Here is a 13,834-nt window from a genome sequence, read left to right on the forward strand (position 1 = left end):
GCGGCCCGGCCAGTGCGGCGCTGAATAGTCATGCTGCGGGCCGCGTGTCAGGATCGGCGGCCACGGCGCGCCGGGCGAGCAGCGGCACCGTCAGGCCCTGCCCCAGCAGGCTGAACAGCACGACCACGTAGGTCAGGAACAGCAGACGGTCGCGCAGCTCGCCGGCCGGCAGGCTGAAGGCCAGGGCCAGCGCCACGCCGCCGCGCAGGCCCGCCCAGGTCATCAGGCGGCGGGTGTAGGGCGCGAAGGCCTGCAGGTTGAGCCGCCGCGCCCGCAGGGACTGGCGTTTGTCCGGCCCGGCCCGCCGCGCCTGAAGCTGATAGAGGGTCAGGGGCAGCCACACCCCCAGGCCGCGCGCCGCGACGCTCAGCAGCGCCACGGCCACGCCGACGCCCAGCAGCTCGGGCCTCAGGTGGACCACCAGGGCTTCGAGCGCCAGCAACACGAACAGCACGGCGTTGAGCACCTGATCGAGCACCTCCCAGAAACTGCGGATGCGCGCCGTGTCCCGCGCTTCTTGCAGCGAGAGCCGTCCGGCTTCCTTGCGCCGCGCCTGCCCGACCCTCAGTAGTAGGATCAGGGTGACGCCGCCCGCCGCCACCGTCACCGGAGCCGACACGCCCGCCAGTTCGCCCAGCGCGTAGCCGCCCGTGACCAGCGCCAGCGAGAGCAGCACGGCAGTCGCTTGGTCGCGCGCCAGCCGGGTGAGCCGCGCCGTGAGTACGCCCAGCAGCGCGCCCAGCAGGATGCCGCCCAGCATCTCGCGTGCCAGCAACGTCCCGATGCGGGCCACGTCCAGCGGGGCCTGCGTGCCCGCGCCGCTGCCGACCACCGCTGCCGAGAGGACCGTGAAGGCCGCCACCCCCACGCCGTCGTTGAACAGGCTCTCGCCCGCGACCAGGGCGCGCAGCCGTTCGGGCACCCCGGCGCGCTCCAGCAGCGGCATGACCGCCACCGGGTCGGTCGGCGCGACGATGGCCCCGAACAGCAGCGCCTGCGCCAGCGTGAGTGGCTGCCCCAGCCAGCCGGTCACGAGATACAGGCCGCCCCCCAGGGCCAGCATGGTGACCAGGGTGGTCACGACCGCCAGCCCGGCGATGATGCCCCGCTCGCGCAGCAGCGCCCGCACGTCGGTCTGCACGGCGCTGGCGAACAGCAGGAAACTGAGCAGGCCTTCCATCACCAGCCGGTCGAAGGGCACGGCCAGCAGCAGCCCGCGTACCTGCGCCGCCTGCGCCACGCCCAGCGCCCCGAGGGCCGCCACCGCGCCCGCCAGCACCAGCCCGCCGAGCAGCACCCCGATGGTCGGCGGCAGCCGCAGAAAACGGGCGTTGAGCGCGCTGAGCAGCGCCGTCAGCGTGAACAGCAGGGCGGTCAGGGCAGGCAGGCTCATTGCGGGGCAGTGTAGCGGCCGCTCCCCGGCCCGCCCGACCCTGAACGCCCCATAAAGTCGCCCGGTCACCTGCGCGCGCTAAGCTGCCGGGCCAACAGCGGTTAGACACCCGGCCACCCCGACCTGGCGCTCCTTCTACACTCGGCACATCTCCCTGTGCACGTCCCGGTCCGGTCCCCGGTCCGTATTCCCGCCGTTTCCGTCCCTGCCATGACCCAGCCCGACCCCGCTTCCCCCGTCTCCGTGCCGGTCTCTGCCCCGGCCGGGAACGTGGTCATGCGCCGGGTGCTGGTGGTGGCCGACCACGCGCATCCCTTCGTATACCGCGAGGGCTTTCCCCAGGGACTGCCGCCGGTGGACCTCGTGCTGGCGGCGGGTGACCTGCCGGGGTCGTACCTGGAATTCCTGGCGAGCAAGCTGCCGGTGCCGGTCGTGTACGTCCACGGCAACCACGAGAACGAGTACGTGACCGAGGACGACAGGCGGATTCCTCCGCGCGGCGTGGTGGCCGCGCATGGCCGGGTCGTCGAGGCCGCCGGGCTGCGTGTGGCGGGGTGGGGCGGCGTGCCCCGCTACCGCGCGGGCGGCAAGGGGCAGTACAGCGACCGCGAGGCGCGCTGGGGCCTGGGCCGCCTGGCCTGGAAGGCCCGCCGGGGCGTGGATATCCTGCTCACGCACGCGCCGCCCGAGGGCCCACATGCGGGCAGCGACTACGCCCACCGGGGCTGCGCCGAAATCAACCGCTTCATGCTGCGCCGCCGGCCCCGGCTGGTCGTCCACGGCCACATCCACGAATACGAGGGCAAGAAGCTCGAATACGCCGACGAGTCCAGCGGCGCGCGGGTGATCAACGCCTACGGGTATCACGTGCTGGAGGTCCCGGTGGTCGCCGCGCCGGCAAAGGCAGCCCGCCCCTAGGCCCCGTGCGGGGGGCGGGCCGGCTTCGCCTCAGCGCGTCAGGGCTTCCTCGAGCGCCTCGGCAAAGGCGTCCTCGTCGTCGAGCCAGGGGTAATGGCCGGTGTCGAGTACCGTCACGTCGCCCCCCGCGAGGTCGGCCACCCAGCCCACCTGCTCGGGGTAGCTCGTGCGGTCGTGCGCGCCCGCGATCACGAACACCGGGCGGCGGATCTCCTGCAGGAAGGGCGGGTACTCGAACTCCCAGAGGCCCTGGTTGACGAGCGCCTGCTGCACCTCGCCGCCGCCGATGAGCTGGCCCTCGGTGTCGGCGAATTCCAGGTGCATGCGGCTCTGCGGGTCGCGGAATTGCAGGGCGTTGAGCAGGTCGCGGGCGTTGAGGCGCGAGAACGCCGCCTCGATACGCGCCGCGCCCACCGGGGCGTGTTCGCCGTCCGGAGCGGCGGCGCGCACCTCGTCGGCGGGGTCGTCCAGTTCCGTGCCGCTCAGGGCCGAAGCCTCTTCCAGGAGGGTCAGCGCCAGTTCGGGAAACTGGACCCAGGGGTTGACCACGACCACGCGCGCCGTGCGCAGGGGGTAGCGCCGGGCGTATTCCAGCGCGATCAGGGCCCCGAAGCCGTGGCCCAGCGGCACGATCTGGTCCAGTTCCAGGAACTCGCGCACGGCCTCCAGGTCGCCCACCAGCGTGTCGAGGTCCAGCGTGTCGCCGCCCTGGTCGGTGTCTTCCAGCGGCCCACTGCGCCCGGCCCCCCGCTGGTCGAGGTACACCACCCGGCGACCGGGCAGCGTCTCGGCCAGCCGGTCTCCGAACAGCGCCCGGAAGGAGTAGCTGTTGTAGCCCGGCCCCCCGTGCAGGAACACGAGCGCAGGCTCGCGGCTCTCGGCTGGGCCGACCACCTCGAAATACAGGTCTGCGCCGCCCAGCCGCTCCTCGAACTGGGCGTCGCCCTCGGCGGCGAAGTCGGTGTCGGGGTCAAAAGAGGTCATGCCCGGCATTGTATGAAGTCCGCCCTGGTCTCAGGGGGTGCGGGGTCACCTGCACTATGCTGCCCCGCATGACCTCCCCCCGCCAGGGCATCGCCTTCACGCTCGACGGCGTGGACGAGCTGACCTTCGCCCGCATCCTGCGCGACGTGATGTCGGACGCGGCCTTCGCCAGACCCCTTCAGGTGCAGGCCCAGGAACCGCGCCCGGGCAGCAGCGCCCGCCTCACGCTGGCCTTCTTGCCGCAGGACCGGGCCGCCGCCGTGCAGGCCACGCAGCGCCTCAAGACCGTGCTGCTGCGTTACGGCGTGCAGATCGACAGCGTGCACGTGCCCGGCGAGGCGTAGGACCGGGGCCGGGGCGGCGCTAGAGTGACGGCATGACCCCCCATCTCGTGATCGTGCCCGGTCTGGGCGGCAGCGGCCCCGGCCACTGGCAGCGGCGCTGGCAGGAGCAGTACGGCGCCGCCTGGGTCGAGCAGGACGACCCCGACGCCCCGACCCCCCAGGCCTGGGCCGACCGGCTGCATCAGGTGATCGCGCAGACCCCCGGCGACCTGGTGCTGGTGGGGCACTCCTGCGGCGTGCTGACCATTGTCCACTGGGCGCAGCTGTACGGCGGCCACGAGCGGGTGCGCGGCGCGCTGCTCGTCGCGCCCATCGACCCCGAACAGGCCGACATGGCGCAGCTCGCCCCGGCGGTGTGCGCCATGGCCCCGCTGCCGCTGTCGCCGCTGCCCTTTCCGGCGATGGTGGTCGCCAGCGACAACGATCCCTATGTGGGCGCCGCGCGGGCCGAGGCCTTCGCCGCCGCCTGGGAGGCCGAGTACGTCCCGGCCGGCGAGGTCGGGCACATCAACATCGCCAGTGGGCACGGTCCCTGGCCCGAGGGCGAAATCCTGCTGTCCGAGGCCCTGCACGCCTGGACTCCGCCGGACATCGTGCGGTTCTAGCCCGGGTGACGCCTGAACGGCAACAGGCCACCCCCTGCGCGGGGGATGGCCTGTCTGGCGGCGTGCCTCAGTTGGTGACGGCGGGCTGGAGGTGCTTGTCGAGCAGCGACTCGAAGGCGCGCTTGGGCTGCGCCCCGACCATGCCCTCGACCGGCTGGCCGTCCTTGAACAGGATCATGGTGGGGATGCTCATGACCCGGAACTGGCCCGAGGTCTGGGGGTTGTCGTCCACGTTGACCTTACCGACCTTGACGCGGCCCTCGTACTGGCCGGCGAGCTCCTCGATGACCGGGGCGATGATGCGGCAGGGACCGCACCAGGGGGCCCAGAAATCCACCAGGGTCAGGCCCTCGCTGATCTCGCTCGTAAAGTTGGTGTCCGTGAGTTCCACAGGCTTCATGTCCAGACTCTACACCCGCGAGCCTACCTGGAGATAGGGACTGCATGGGCATGGCCCTAAGCGGAGGTTTAACTCCGGGGGCGGTGGGCAGGCCGCGCGGCTATGCTGCGGCCATGACCAGGGAAGAGGCCGGGCCGTGGGCGGAGCTGCGGCCCGAGCTGAGACGCGGCGCCGAACTGTTCGACGCGGGCGAATGGTGGGAAGCCCACGAGGCCTGGGAGGGCGAATGGATGCGCGCGCAGGGCGACGAGCGCCGGTTCATCCAGGCGCTGATCCTGCTCGCCGCCGCGCTGCACAAGCGCTGGAAGATGGGCAGCGTCACGCACCGAAACTTCCACAAGGCGGCCGCCTACCTCGATACGCTGCCGGGCCAGTACGGCGGCGTGGACCTCGTGGCCCTGCGCGCCGGGGTGTGGGCCGCGCTGAACGCCGAGGGCCAGCGCCCCCAGATCGCGCGGGCGCGGACATGACGTGACGCGCACCTGCGGCTGTCGCCCCGGCGCCGGCCATCCGGTATCCTGGGTGGTGGCCCCCGGACGGGCGGCCTGTTCCCGGAGAACCCCATGACAGAACGCATTGCACTTTTTATTGACGGAGCCAACGTATACGCGGCGGCCAAGCGCCTCGGCTGGAACTTCGACCACCGCAAGATCCTGGAGCATTTCGCGGCTTACGGCACGCTGCACAACGCCTTCTACTACACGGCCGTGCCTCTGCCGATGGACGACAAGCAGAAGCGGTTCATCGACGCGCTGACCTATATGGGGTACACCGTGCGGACCCGGCCGCTGCGCGAGGCGACCGACGAGCACGGCGACACCTACCGCCGCGCGAGCCTGGATATCGAACTCGTGACCGACCTGCTCACGGGGGCCGACCGCTACGACGTGGCGGTGCTCCTGACCGGCGACGGCGACTTCGAGCGCCCGGTCGAGGCCCTGCGCGCGCGCGGCAAGCGTGTGGTCGTGGCCTGTATTCCCGAGATGACCAGCTACGAGCTGCGCAACGCCGCCGACGAGTACGTGGATTTCAAGGACATCCGCGCGGAGGTCGAGCGTCCCGGCTACCGCCTGCCCAGCGAGGGTGGCCGCGGCGAGGGCCAGCAGCGGCCCTTCTATGCCACCCCGGCCGCCCTGAGCGGGGGCGATGAGCGCTAAGGCTCCGGCGGGGCTGCCCATCGCGCTCGACGCGGCGGGGGGCGACCACGGCGTCGGCCCCAACGTCGAGGGCGCGGTGCAGGCCGCGCGCGGCGGCGTGGGCGTGCTGCTCGTCGGCCCCCGCGTGGCCCTGCACGCCGAACTGGGCAAGCACGCGGGCAGCGCGGCCCTGCCCATCGAGGTGGTCGAGGCCGCCGACGTGATCGGCATGGACGAGCACGCCAGCGACGTGCGCAGCCGCAAGGAGGCGAGCATCAACGTCTGCACGGCCCTGGTCAAGGAGGGGCGCGCCGCCGCCGCCGTGAGCATGGGCCACAGCGGCGCGACGATGGCCTCGGCGCTGCTCACCCTGGGCCGCATCAAGGGTGTGGACCGTCCCGCCATCCTGACGCACCTGCCGGCGCAGGGCGGCTTCACGACGCTGCTCGACGTGGGGGCCAACGCCGACGTGAAGGCCGCCTACCTCGCGCAGTGGGCGCGGCTGGCGACCGTGTACCTGCGGGTGGTCGAGGACCGAGAGAATCCCACGGTCGGCCTGCTCTCCATTGGGGAGGAGGACCACAAGGGCAGCGCGCTGGTCGTCGAGGCCCACGGGCTGCTGCGCGCGGCGCACGGCCAGGGCGTCAACTTCCACGGCAACGTCGAGGGCCGCGACATCCTGCGCGGCACGACCGACATCGTCGTGACCGACGGCTTTACCGGCAACGTGGTCCTCAAGCTGGCCGAGGGCGAGGCCAAGGTGCTGTTCGGCTGGGTCCGCGAAGCCCTGGGCAGCACCCTCAAGAGCAAGGTGGGCGGCCTGCTCGTGCGCGGGGCGCTGCGTGGGCTGGCCGAGCGCATGGACCCCAGCACCTACGGCGCGAGCATCCTGCTGGGCGTGCGCGGCCTGACCTTCATCGGGCATGGCAGCGCCGACGCCCGCGCGGTGAAAAACGCCCTGCTGCGCGCTGAGCGTGCCCACGAGGCGCAGCTCGTCGCGCGGCTTGAGGCGGCGCTGGCGGGGGAGACGCCCCAGAGCGTCTGACGGGACCGGGGGCCTCGGGAGTTCCAGGCTCGGGAGGTCCGGTCGCCCTCGGGGTGCGCCTCAAATCTACCCCCAGTCGGGTCTGAAGGGTGACTGGTTGTGGGTCAAGGCTTCCCGCCAAACCCTCACCGTCTCATGAGAGATTGACCCTCATGTGGGAACAGCTTCAGACACAATTCGCCAAGCCCCAGGTCTGGATCGGCCTGGGGCTGACCCTGATCGTGGCCTACGCCCTGTACCGCTTCGGGCGCACGCTGCTGCGGCGCATCGAGCCGCACCTGAGCCGCCCGCTCTCGCTGGGGCTCCGGGTGGTGTGGACACTGACGGTCGTGGTGGGCTGGCTGTCGGTCGCCACCCACGTCGCGTATCTGCCCAACGTGCCGGTGCTGTTCGACCTCGGGCAGGACATCATGGGGGGCTTCCGCAACAGCGCGGGGCAGACGGTGGTCATCGTGGCGCTGGCCCTCATCGCCTGGAATTTCGTGGGGCTGGTCAGCCGCCGGGTCGTGCCCGACCAGGAATTCAACCGCCGCAGCGTGCGCGTGCAGACCCTCAAGGGCGCGGTCGAGAGCACCCTCAAGGTCGCCATCGCCATCGTGAGCGTCATCGCGGGGCTTCAGGCGCTGGGCATCAACGCCAACAGCCTGCTCGCGGGCGTCTCGGTGCTGGGCCTCGCGGTGGGTTTCGGCGCCCAGAGCCTCGTGCGCGACGTGTTCACGGGCTTTTTCATCCTGCTCGAGGACCAGTACGGCGTGGGCGACGTGATCACGGTGAACGGCGGGGTGCTGTCGGGCGGCGTCGAGAAACTCAATCTGCGCGTGACCACCCTGCGGGCGATGGACGGCACGGTCCACATCATCCCCAACGGCCAGATCAACACGGTCAGCGTGAGCAGCAAGGACTGGTCGCGCGTGGTCGCCACCGTGGACGTGACCTACAACGCCAATGTGGACGAGGCCCTGAAGGTGCTGGAGCGCGTGAGCGAGGAGATCTACAAGGACGAGGAGTGGAACGGCTTTTTTCTGGAGGCTCCCGAGCAGCAGGGCGTCACGCAGCTCGCGCCCGACGGCGTGACCCTGCGCGCGCTGTTCAAGGTGCAGCCCAAGAGCCAGTACGCCATCGGGCGCGAGTTCAACCGCCGCATCAAGATCGCCATGGACGAGCGGGGCATCGAGATTCCCTCGCCCCAGCGCGGCGTGACCTTCGGCGACCGGCCGCTGGAAATCCGGCTGGTGCGCAGCCCCGAGACGCGCGGCGGCCCCGAGGGACAGGACCGGACCCACTCGCCGGTGAAACCCGCCCTGACCCGCGAGCCCGAAGAAGGCGAACTGACCTGAAGTCCGAACTTCTGCCCAAGGCCGCCCGCTGGAAACTCGGGCGGCTTTTGCGCGTACTGTGGAGCATGACGCGCCCCTCCACCGCCCAGTTGCAGGACATGTTCACCCAGAGCACCGCCGTTCTCGTGCAGCCCAGTCCGCAGACCTTCGAGCGTTTCGAGCGCCGGGGCGGGCTGAATCAGGCCCTGATGTACGTGGTGGTGGCCGCCCTCGTGTCGGCCGTCATCGCGGGCTTCTTCGGCATCTTCCACAGCGGCGTCAACCCGCTGACCCAGTTCTTCAGCCGCCTGATCGGTATTCCCCTCCAGTTCTTCGCCTTCACGGGACTGGTGTACTTCATCGGGCGCTCGCTGTTCCGGGGCACCGGCACCTACCCCGAAGTCGCCTACTCCTTCGCGCTGTTCTATGTGCCCCTGAGCATTCTCGGTACCCTCATCGGCATCATTCCGATTATCGGCGGGCTGGCGGGCTTCGTGATCGCCGTCGCCATGATCTACTTCGGCTACCTCGCCTCGCAGTCGAGCCTGAACCTGCGCGATCCCGTCAGCGCGGTCGTCACGCTGGTCCTCTCGGGCCTGGCCTACCTCGTGCTGGGTCTGATCCTCGCCGGCATCTTCTGAGCCACGCGGCAGGGCGAAGGGGGCGGCCGCGACGCTGCCCCCTTCGCCCTGCCTGTGTTACTGCTCGCCGTAGACGTGGACCGCCACGTCGAGTTTGCCCTGACCCCCGCCGTAGTAGGTGCCGCGCACGGGCGACACGTCGCTGTACTCGCGGCCGTGCCCGATCTTGATGTGCTTTTCGCCCGCCAGGCAGTTGTTGGTGGGGTCGTAGCCCAGCCAGCCGTAACCGGGAATCAGGCACTCGACCCAGGCGTGGGTGGCCTCGGCCCCCAGCATCTCGCCGCCGCTGTACAGGTAGCCGCTGACGTAGCGCGCCGGCACGCCGAGCTGCCGCGTGATGCCCAGCATGGCGTGGGTAAAGTCCTGGCACACCCCCCGCTTGAGCTGCGCGAACTCGGCCAGCGGCGTGCTGACCGTGGTCGCCTTGGGGTCGTAGGTGAACATGCGGTAGAGCGTGGTGGTCAGCGACATCAGAAAGGCCGGGAGGTCGTCGTCGGGGCCGGGACGGGCAACCCCGAACAGCTCCGGCCACGGCCCGGCGGGCACGCGCGGGCTGGGCACCAGGAACTCGGTGTGCTGGCTGCGGACGCCGCGCAGCACGCTCATGGGGGCGGGCAGCGGCAGGGTGACGGGGTGGGTGTCCACCAGCGCCTGCGCCTCGATCAGGAGGTGCGTGTGCGGTTCGTGGACATGGACGTGGTGCACGATGGCCCCGAAGTAGTCCTTGTGCGAGGTGACCTCGGCCTCCGGGGTCACGTTCAGGTGAAAGGAGCGCAGGGTCTGGCGCACCTCCTGGATGGGGTGCAGCCGCACCTGGTTGAAGGAATCCCAGGCCGGTTTGGGGTAGTGGTACTCGGTGGTGTGCCGGATCTCGCAGCGCATACAGGGGCCTCTGGCGGCCCGGCCGGAACCCGCCCTGCGGGGCAGGCCCTGGCCGGGCCTCTACTGACGCGGGCAGTCTGGCACGTTTGCCGGGACGGCGCATGGACGAGGTTCAGACGAGTCGCGCCGGGTGCGGGCAGGCGGGCCGCCCACGCTCCGGGCGCTATTCCTGCTGGAAATAGGCCGCGTTGATGGCCGCCCCCACCCGGTTGAAGTCGCCCAGCAGCTCTTCGAGCGAGGGGTCGTCGTTTTCCAGGATGTCGGTGATGCGCGAGTACTGGAGCCGCGCGACCAGCCAGCGCGACAGCCGCGTGATCTCGGGGTGCTGGCCCGGATGCACGCGCTCGATCTGCGCGAGGGCGTCGTACAGGTTCTCGGCGCTGTAGCGGGCGCTGCGCGGAAAATACTCGTCGAGCAGCAGAAATTCTCCGATCTGGTGGATGTCGATGCCGGTGTGGACCCGCTTGCGGTAGGCCTCGTAGGCGCTCGATCCCTTCAGGACGCTGACCCAGCGCTGCTCCTGGAGGGCGCGCCCGGCCGGGTCGGTCACGAGGCTGGCGTCGATGCCCCGGTAGCGGCTCTGCAACACGCGCAGGGTGTTGTCCCCGCGTTCGAGCATCTGCCCGGCACGCAGGAAGGACCAGCCCTCGTCGCGCGGCAACGTGGCGAAGGCGATCCCGAAGAAGAACTGCGAGGCGTCGCGGGCGGCCGCGCAGTACTCGAACAGGCCGTCGCGGTCGAGCACCGCCTCGTTGCCGAAGCACAGGCTCAGGTAGCTGCGGTTCAGGGTTTCCCACATCTCGCTGGGCAGGCGGTCGCGCAGGCCGCGCGCATTCTCGCGGGCGCGTGCCACGCTGCTGGCGATGGAACTGGGGTTGTCGCGGTCGAACGCCAGCCACGAGCTGATGGCGCGGGCGTCGAGGCGGCCGTACTTGGCCCGCAGTTCGGTGTCGCCGCCCGTGAGTTCGAGCAGCGGCATCCAGTACTCGCGGGCGCGCCCGGCGGTCTCCAGGGTCGCGTAATAGTTGACGTTCAGCAGCCGGGCGGTGTTTTCGGCCCGCTCGACATACCGCCCGATCCAGAACAGGTTCTCGGCCAGACGCGAGAGCAGCAGCATCAGTTCTCCTCTCCCTGGTCCAGGGTGCCTTTTTCCAGTTCCTGCTGGTACGAGTGCTGGCCCTGCACCTCGTCCGTACGCGGCGCGCGGCGCGGTTCGGAATCCAGCTCCCGTTTTTCCAGCTGCTGCTGGTACGAGTGCTGGCCCTCGGGGGCCGGCTCGGGCGAGCCGTGGGGGGGCGGCGGCGCAGGCGTCTCGCCGGGCTGCTCCTGGTGGGGATGGGTGTCGCCCGGCGCGGCCCCGCCCGACTGGGCGAGGTACTGCACCTGGCTCTGTTCGTAGGCGGCGACCCGCGCCTGTTCGGCGGCGTGTTCCTGCACGCGGCGCTCGGCGCTGGACCGTTCGGGGGCCCCGGCCGGCGGTTCGTCCTGGCGCGGACCCTGTGCCTGCGACTGCCACTGGCTCTGGCTGCCGCCGCCGCGCTGCGCCTGCGACTGGCTCTGACTCTGGGCCGGCGACTGGCCCCCCAGCCCCTGCGGCCCGCTCAGGCCCAGCGGCACCGCGCCGAAGCCGCCCTGGTACTGGCTCTGCGACTGGCTCTGGGTGCCCAGGGCGTCGCCGTGCATCATCTGGCTCATGCCCTGGGGCGCGGCGGGGCCGTCGTGCTCCAGCACCCAAGTGTCCTTGCTGCCGCCCCCCTGCGAGGAGTTGACCACCAGGCTGCCCCGGCGCAGCGCCACGCGCGTCAGGCCGCCGGGGACGATGGTCGTCTCCTTCGGGCCGCACAGGATGTAGGGCCGCAGGTCAATGTGCGCGGCCTCGAACTCCTGCGAGTCGGGATAGAAGGTGGGGTGGCGCGACAGGCCCACTACTGGCTGGGCGATGAAGTCGCGCGGGTTGTCCCGCACCTTGACCAGGAAGGTGTCGACCTCCTCGCGGGTGGCCGCCGGCCCGATGAGCATGCCGTAGCCGCCCGCCTCGCCCACCGCCTTGATGACCAGTTCGGCGGCGTTCGCCAGGATGTGTTCGAGGTGGTCGGCGTTCCAACCCAGGTAGGTGGGCACGTTGTTCAGGATCGGCGCCTCGCCCAGGTAGTAGCGGATCATGTCGGGCACGTAGGCGTACACGGCCTTGTCGTCGGCGACCCCGGTGCCGATGGCGTTGGCGATGGCCACGCGGCCCTGGCGGTACACGTCCACGAGGCCCGCGACGCCCAGCGCCGAGTCCCGGCGGAAAGCCAGCGGGTCGAGGAAGTCGTCGTCCACGCGGCGGTAGATCACGTCCACCTGCTGGCGGCCCCCGGTCGTGCGCATCCAGACCCGGCCGCCGTCCACGAACAGGTCGCGGCCCTCGACGAGTTCCACGCCCATCTGCTGGGCGAGGTAGGCGTGCTCGAAGTACGCGCTGTTGTACATGCCCGGCGTCAGCACGACCACGGTGCCCCGGTCGCGCGGCGACATCGAGCGCAGCAGCGACAGCAGCGCCGTGGCGTAGTGCCCCACCGGCCGCACGCCCTGGTCCTCGAACATGCCGGGGTAGATGCGGGTCATGGCCTGGCGGTTGGCGAGCAGGTACGACACGCCGCTGGGCGAGCGCAGGTTGTCCTCCAGCACGAGGTACTCGCCGCGTTCGTCGCGGATCAGGTCCGTGCCGACGACGTGGGTATAGATCCCCTGCGGCACCTTGACCCCGTGCACCTCGCGCCGGAAATGCGAGGACGTGTAGACCAGCTCGGCCGGGATGACGCCGTCGCCCAGAATCTGCGCGCTGCTGTAGATGTCGCCCAGAAAGGCGTTGAGGGCCTTGACCCGCTGTTTGAGCCCGGCCTCGACATGCGCCCATTCGCCCGCCGGAATGATGCGCGGCACCGGGTCGAAGGGAAAGGTCCGCTCGGTGCCCAGCGCGTCGCCGTACACCGTGAAGGTGATGCCCTGGTTGCGGAAGGCCATGTCCAGCAGCTCGTGGCGGCGACTGAATTCCGCCGTGCCCAGCCGGTCTATATATTCCTGCGCGCCCTGGTAGTGCAGCCGGACCTGCCCGTCTGGGGTAAACATCTCATCGTAAAACCTGTTGCCCGGTTCGTACCTCATCGCGCCTCCCCATGTCGTGCGGTGACCCAGGATACCGGCCGCGCCGGGAGCGCGCCAGAACGGCTCCAGACAGCCCCCGCCCCACGCCCTGCCGACCCGCTACCATGGGTCCCGGATGAAGCTCCGATGAAGCCCCGTGGTCTACGCCGGCTGTATGCCGCCCTGCTCGTCGCCGCGCTGGCGCTGGTGTCGCCGGTCACGGCGCAGAGCGGCGGCAGTTTCGGCGGCTCGGTGGGAGAGAGCTCCTCCTCGTCGGGGTCCAGCTTCTCGGATGTGGAGTCGCCGGGCGCCGCGTCCGCCGCGTCGTCAGGCGCGAGTTCGTCGAATACGGCCTCGCCGGACGACAGCGTGCCCGACTGGTTGGTCGAGGTCATCTTCTGGCTCGTGATCGCCGGGCTGGCCGTATTTCTGCTGGTGTCCCTGTGGCAACTGGCCCTCAGCCTGTTCGTGCCTCGCCAGGTGGTGTTCGTACAACTGCTGCTCGCCCGGTCCCCCAAGGTGCAGCGCCGCATCGGCGAGATCGCCCGCAGCGCCGATGCCGACACGGCCGGCCGCCTCCCGGAGATGTTCCGGCAGGCGGTCCGGGCGACCCTGGACGCCAGCCCCGACTGGGTCTACGGGCACGCGGTCGTCGAGCGGGGCCGCTCGGGCGCCATGACCCGGCGGCTCGCGGCCCTGGCGGTCCTGGCCCGCGCCGCCTTCACGGTCGAGACCACCCACAACCAGCAGGACGGCCGCGAGGATGGCCCGCAGCTTCAGGCCGACACCTCGCGGCGGGGCCACGGGGTACGGGCAGACGGCGCGCCGCAGTACCTCGCCGTGTCGCTGGGGGCCGTCACGACCCGCAGGCTGCCCGTGCCCCCCGGTCCCCAGACCGCCGAGGGGCTCCGGGCCGTGCTGGAGGCCCTGGCAGAGCGCGGCAACATCGAGGAGGTGCAGGTCATCTGGAGTCCCGACACCCCCGGCGAGTTCCTGACCGAAGATCAGGCCATCGGCAAATACCCGGACCTGGGCCGGCTGTAA

Annotated in this window: 15 protein-coding genes; 9 read left to right on the forward strand and 6 right to left on the reverse strand. The window is 70.8% G+C overall.

Annotated elements, in window-relative coordinates; genetic code table 11:
* Positions 1–28: 28 nt before the first annotated feature.
* Positions 29–1,393: a cation:proton antiporter gene (locus DGO_RS04340; RefSeq protein ID WP_043801042.1), complete on the reverse strand. Its 1,365-nt coding sequence runs from the start codon at positions 1,391–1,393 to the stop codon at positions 29–31.
* Between the two features lie 276 nt (positions 1,394–1,669).
* Here DGO_RS04340 and DGO_RS04345 point away from each other — a divergent pair, with 276 nt between their 5' ends.
* The gene (locus tag DGO_RS04345; protein WP_043803170.1) at positions 1,670–2,311 is read left to right on the forward strand and encodes a metallophosphoesterase family protein; all 642 of its coding nucleotides are present in this window, start codon (positions 1,670–1,672) and stop codon (positions 2,309–2,311) included.
* A gap of 30 nt (positions 2,312–2,341) precedes the next feature.
* Here the strand turns inward: DGO_RS04345 and DGO_RS04350 are convergent, their stop codons facing one another.
* Positions 2,342–3,295: an alpha/beta fold hydrolase gene (locus DGO_RS04350; RefSeq protein WP_050920879.1), complete on the reverse strand. Its 954-nt coding sequence runs from the start codon at positions 3,293–3,295 to the stop codon at positions 2,342–2,344.
* 68 nt (positions 3,296–3,363) lie between these two features.
* Here DGO_RS04350 and DGO_RS04355 point away from each other — a divergent pair, with 68 nt between their 5' ends.
* On the forward strand, positions 3,364–3,639 hold the full coding sequence (locus DGO_RS04355; RefSeq protein ID WP_043803174.1) for a hypothetical protein: 276 nt from the start codon (positions 3,364–3,366) through the stop codon (positions 3,637–3,639).
* A 32-nt stretch (positions 3,640–3,671) separates the two neighbouring features.
* Positions 3,672–4,244, forward strand: a complete 573-nt coding sequence (locus DGO_RS04360) for an RBBP9/YdeN family alpha/beta hydrolase (RefSeq protein WP_014684270.1) — start codon at positions 3,672–3,674, stop codon at positions 4,242–4,244.
* A 67-nt stretch (positions 4,245–4,311) separates the two neighbouring features.
* Here the strand turns inward: DGO_RS04360 and trxA are convergent, their stop codons facing one another.
* On the reverse strand, positions 4,312–4,644 hold the full coding sequence (trxA, locus tag DGO_RS04365; RefSeq protein ID WP_014684271.1) for a thioredoxin: 333 nt from the start codon (positions 4,642–4,644) through the stop codon (positions 4,312–4,314).
* A 113-nt stretch (positions 4,645–4,757) separates the two neighbouring features.
* On the opposite strand from trxA, the gene DGO_RS04370 reads away from it, so the two are divergent.
* From DGO_RS04370 to DGO_RS04390, 5 genes are all read left to right on the forward strand, one after another.
* Positions 4,758–5,114 (forward strand): DUF309 domain-containing protein, encoded by a 357-nt coding sequence (locus DGO_RS04370; protein WP_083847214.1) that lies wholly within the window; start codon positions 4,758–4,760, stop codon positions 5,112–5,114.
* Positions 5,115–5,207: 93 nt separating this feature from the next.
* Positions 5,208–5,801: a LabA-like NYN domain-containing protein gene (locus DGO_RS04375; RefSeq protein ID WP_043801045.1), complete on the forward strand. Its 594-nt coding sequence runs from the start codon at positions 5,208–5,210 to the stop codon at positions 5,799–5,801.
* Positions 5,791–6,825, forward strand: a complete 1,035-nt coding sequence (gene plsX / locus DGO_RS04380) for a phosphate acyltransferase PlsX (protein WP_043801047.1) — start codon at positions 5,791–5,793, stop codon at positions 6,823–6,825. Before DGO_RS04375 ends, plsX begins: the two co-directional genes overlap by 11 nt.
* A gap of 152 nt (positions 6,826–6,977) precedes the next feature.
* Positions 6,978–8,162, forward strand: coding sequence for a mechanosensitive ion channel family protein (locus DGO_RS04385; protein WP_014684275.1), 1,185 nt, complete (start codon positions 6,978–6,980; stop codon positions 8,160–8,162).
* Between the two features lie 65 nt (positions 8,163–8,227).
* Entirely contained in the window at positions 8,228–8,782 is a 555-nt protein-coding gene (locus tag DGO_RS04390) for a YIP1 family protein (protein WP_043801050.1), read from the forward strand.
* A gap of 57 nt (positions 8,783–8,839) precedes the next feature.
* Here the strand turns inward: DGO_RS04390 and DGO_RS04395 are convergent, their stop codons facing one another.
* The 3 genes from DGO_RS04395 to DGO_RS04405 form a co-directional block, all read right to left on the reverse strand.
* Positions 8,840–9,664, reverse strand: a complete 825-nt coding sequence (locus DGO_RS04395) for a transglutaminase family protein (RefSeq protein WP_014684277.1) — start codon at positions 9,662–9,664, stop codon at positions 8,840–8,842.
* Between the two features lie 163 nt (positions 9,665–9,827).
* On the reverse strand, positions 9,828–10,781 hold the full coding sequence (locus DGO_RS04400; RefSeq protein WP_014684278.1) for an alpha-E domain-containing protein: 954 nt from the start codon (positions 10,779–10,781) through the stop codon (positions 9,828–9,830).
* The gene (locus DGO_RS04405) at positions 10,781–12,775 is read right to left on the reverse strand and encodes a circularly permuted type 2 ATP-grasp protein (protein ID WP_226991448.1); all 1,995 of its coding nucleotides are present in this window, start codon (positions 12,773–12,775) and stop codon (positions 10,781–10,783) included. Before DGO_RS04405 ends, DGO_RS04400 begins: the two co-directional genes overlap by 1 nt.
* Before the next feature lie 162 nt (positions 12,776–12,937).
* On the opposite strand from DGO_RS04405, the gene DGO_RS04410 reads away from it, so the two are divergent.
* Entirely contained in the window at positions 12,938–13,834 is an 897-nt protein-coding gene (locus DGO_RS04410; RefSeq protein WP_014684280.1) for a DUF1517 domain-containing protein, read from the forward strand.

This window comes from Deinococcus gobiensis I-0 (assembly GCF_000252445.1).
GTDB classification, from domain to species: Bacteria; Deinococcota; Deinococci; order Deinococcales; family Deinococcaceae; genus Deinococcus; species Deinococcus gobiensis.